Here is a 3,133-nt window from a genome sequence, read left to right as displayed (position 1 = left end):
CGACGCGTTCGAAGCGTTCACCCGTGCCGTGTTCGCCGATGGTGCGCTGCCCGAGAACACCAAGCAACTCATCGCCGTAGCCGCCGCCCGCGCCACTCAATGCCCCTAGTGCATCCAAGGACATACCCGCCTGGCTTCACGCAAGGTCGCCAGCCCGCAGGAGATCATGGAGGCGATCTGGGTGGCCGCCGCGATGCGCGCTGGAGGCGCCTATGCGCACTCCACCCTGGCGCTGTATGCGCTCACCCATCAACGCGAACCTTCCCTCAGCTGGATACGCACACCCTTGAACCTCTCCCGTTGACGACGGTCGGGCACGGCACCGCCTCCCAAACGGAGCTGGCGGGTCTGCTGACCACTGCCGGCCTGCGCCTGCTGGTCGATGTACGCCGCTACCCGGGCAGCCGCGCGCACCCGTACACCGGCCGGGAGGCACTCGCCCGCTGGCTGCCCGCCACCGGCATCCGGTATCGCTGCGACGAGCGGCTGGGCGGCCGTCGGTGCCTGCCGGCCGACTCACCGGACACGTGGTGGCGGGTAGACGCCTTCCGCGCCTACGCATCCCACATGCGCACCACGCAGTTCCAGGAGGCCGCGGAGGAACTGATCGGCGACCTGCGTGCCGGCCCTACCGCGATCATGTGCGGCGAGACGCTCTGGTGGCGTTGTCACCGCCGTCTGATCGCGGACCACCTGACCGCAGTCCGTGGATGCACGGTGTGCCACCTCGATCATCGCGGCCGGCTCACCGGCCACTGGGTAGCCCCCGGTGCACGGCTTAGCTCAGCTGGCGTGTTGGTGTGTGACGCACCGTAGACATCGTCCGATCCGGCGCAGCACCGCCGGCCATGGCAGCGGCCCAAACGTGAGGTCGCCCAACAGCCGCGTGACGGTTATGCCGGTCATCGTGGCGCCACGGTCGGCGTTCACGGTCAACAGGTCGAAAGTCGACGCCTCCGTGGGAGACGCGTCAGCGATCAGCGCCTCGACGAGGTGTCCGGCACACCGCGAAGCTTCTCGCCCGGCCAGAACCTCAACACACCGCCTGCGCCACACACCGTCGCTCCGCCCGGTCTGCGGCCGTGGCGCATGCTCCGTTCGGTGCTCGCCTCAGGCCGGACCCGCGTGCCCGGCGACGAGCGGAGTATCCAGTCCCACACGGCCGAGCTTGGCCGCCCCGCCGGGGGAGTCCAACGCCGTTGCCTTTCCCGGCAGCGGCTCGGCGAAGAACCGGGCGTTGTCCGCGGTGAACACCGACCACTGCGCGGGAAGGTCGTCCTCGTAGTAGATCGCTTCCACCGGACAGACCGGCTCGCACGCGCCGCAGTCCACACACTCGTCGGGGTGGATGTACAGCGCCCGGTCTCCTTCGTAGATGCAATCCACCGGGCATTCCTCGACACAGGCCCGGTCGACGACATCGATGCAGGGCTCCGCGATCACATACGTCACGCCGACCTCCTCGGTGCACGGGTGAAGTGCTCAACGATTTTAGACTATCAGCATCAGTTCTATTATGATGGTGGGGTGAGCAATGACGATCGAGCGGATGTGCGTAGCCAGACGCATGGGGCGTTGGCCGTCGCCAGTCGGCTACGACTACTGGACGCGCTGCGTGCCGCCGACGGCCCGCTCGACGTGCGTGAGCTGGCCGCGGCGTGTGGCCTGCACGTCACCACGGCCCGCTTCCATCTGGACGTCCTCACTGACGCCGGGCTGGTGACCAGCCGGGCCGTCCAGTCCGGTACACGCGGGCGACCTCGACGGCTCTATCTGCCGGCCAGCCGCGCCGTCGCCGGCGGGCAGACCGGCTACGAACTGCTGTCCGGGATCCTCGCCGCGCGTTGGGCCGGGGACAGTGAGCAACGGGCGCGGCGGGCCGAACAGGCCGGCTGGGATTGGGCCGGACACCAGGAACCGGGACCGGCGGTTCCCGCCGCGACGCTGGCCGAGGCGGCGGTACACGTGAACGCGGTGTTCGCGGAGTTGGGCTTCGAGCCCGATCTCGTCCGCGACGGTGACAGCCTGGAGATCCGGCTGCATGCCTGCCCGTTCCGCGCGGTCGCTATAAAACACCCGGACGTCGTCTGCTCGATGCATCGGGGTCTGCTGCGGCGGGCTCTGGCCGACGTTGATGCCCCGCCCGCCGCGGTCAGTCTGCAACCGTTCGTCCAGCCGCATCTGTGCCTCGCCCGGATCACTCCCGTGACCGCGCCGTCCCCCGGGCGACAGATCCCGCCGTCGACCGGCTCCGGAGGCAAGCCGTGACCGCTCGCCTGGCTGCCGTGGTGCTTCTCGCTGTCCCGTTCGTCTGGCTCGGCATGGTCCTGGCGATCTCGTTCCTGGAGACCCCGTTGAAGTTCCGGGCGCCGGGCATCACCCTGCCGCTCGGGCTCGGCATCGGCCGGCTGGTCTTCCGGGCGCTCAACGCCGCGGAACTCCTCCTCGCCGCCGCGCTCACACTGGCGGTGCTCACGAGCACTGCCGGCAGATCCACCATCGCGGGCGTCCCGACGACCGTGCTGATCGGGCTCTGGGCGCTCCTGGTCGTCCAGGTGGCGGTGTTACGCCCCCGCTTGGACCGTCGTGCCCACCAAATCATCGGCGGGCAGGTACCACCACGATCGCGTCTTCACCTGGCCTACATCGCCGCCGAATGCGCCAAAGTCATTCTCCTGCCCACGCTCGGGATCGTGGTCGCCCTACGGCTCATGCCATGAGTCCGCCACCCGATGCCGGGTCCCCCGGCCAGCGCGCCGACCGCAATCCGCACGGTCCAGCGACCATCGGCCCGGCCGTGTTCAACCACCACGACGATCCCGTCACCTGGACCCATGGACGTCAACGTTTGCCCCGGGCGTGCGCGATGCGCCATCCGATCAGGCAGTCGAGACAACAGCACGGCAACGCTGTGAGAAAGGCCCACGCCATGACCGCAGAACTCCACCGGCAGCCACTGACCAGCGGCGCGCTGCCCAGCCAACTGGTCGACCTGGACCCCGCCGAGACCCAGGAATGGCGGGACTCCCTCGACGCGGTCGTAGAACACGCCGGAGCCGATCGGGCCCGGTATCTGATGCTCAGCGTGCTGCAGCGGGCCCGCGAACAGCACGTCGGCGTTCCCGGACTGCAC

The 3,133-nt window shown here is 69.1% G+C and carries 5 protein-coding genes and 1 pseudogene; 5 read left to right on the top strand and 1 reads right to left on the bottom strand.

The features are described 5' to 3' along the window. Together KBX08_RS34990 and KBX08_RS32725 are read left to right on the top strand one after the other, a co-directional pair. Positions 1-304 (top strand): annotated as a pseudogene (locus KBX08_RS34990) (carboxymuconolactone decarboxylase family protein); the annotation flags it as partial. Then, positions 301-816: a DUF488 family protein gene (locus KBX08_RS32725; RefSeq protein WP_247670456.1), complete on the top strand. Its 516-nt coding sequence runs from the start codon at positions 301-303 to the stop codon at positions 814-816. The pseudogene KBX08_RS34990 and the gene KBX08_RS32725, both read left to right, overlap by 4 nt. Positions 817-1,110: 294 nt before the next feature. Here the strand turns inward: KBX08_RS32725 and fdxA are convergent, their stop codons facing one another. Next, on the bottom strand, positions 1,111-1,452 hold the full coding sequence (gene fdxA / locus KBX08_RS32720; RefSeq protein ID WP_124773212.1) for a ferredoxin: 342 nt from the start codon (positions 1,450-1,452) through the stop codon (positions 1,111-1,113). A gap of 75 nt (positions 1,453-1,527) precedes the next feature. On the opposite strand from fdxA, the gene KBX08_RS32715 reads away from it, so the two are divergent. The 3 genes from KBX08_RS32715 to KBX08_RS32705 form a co-directional block, all read left to right on the top strand. Further along, positions 1,528-2,268 (top strand): metalloregulator ArsR/SmtB family transcription factor, encoded by a 741-nt coding sequence (locus KBX08_RS32715; RefSeq protein WP_167517404.1) that lies wholly within the window; start codon positions 1,528-1,530, stop codon positions 2,266-2,268. Next, positions 2,265-2,720, top strand: a complete 456-nt coding sequence (locus KBX08_RS32710) for a hypothetical protein (protein ID WP_222431417.1) — start codon at positions 2,265-2,267, stop codon at positions 2,718-2,720. The genes KBX08_RS32715 and KBX08_RS32710 overlap by 4 nt, the downstream gene beginning before the upstream one ends. A gap of 209 nt (positions 2,721-2,929) precedes the next feature. After that, positions 2,930-3,133 (top strand): hypothetical protein (locus tag KBX08_RS32705; RefSeq protein ID WP_210787623.1); only part of this gene is annotated, 204 nt, incomplete at its 3' end.

Origin of the sequence: Micromonospora sp. H61 (assembly GCF_018070325.1) — a bacterium.
In the GTDB taxonomy this organism is placed as follows: domain Bacteria; phylum Actinomycetota; class Actinomycetes; order Mycobacteriales; family Micromonosporaceae; genus Micromonospora; species Micromonospora salmantinae.
This window is presented reverse-complemented; position numbering and strand designations above follow the sequence as displayed.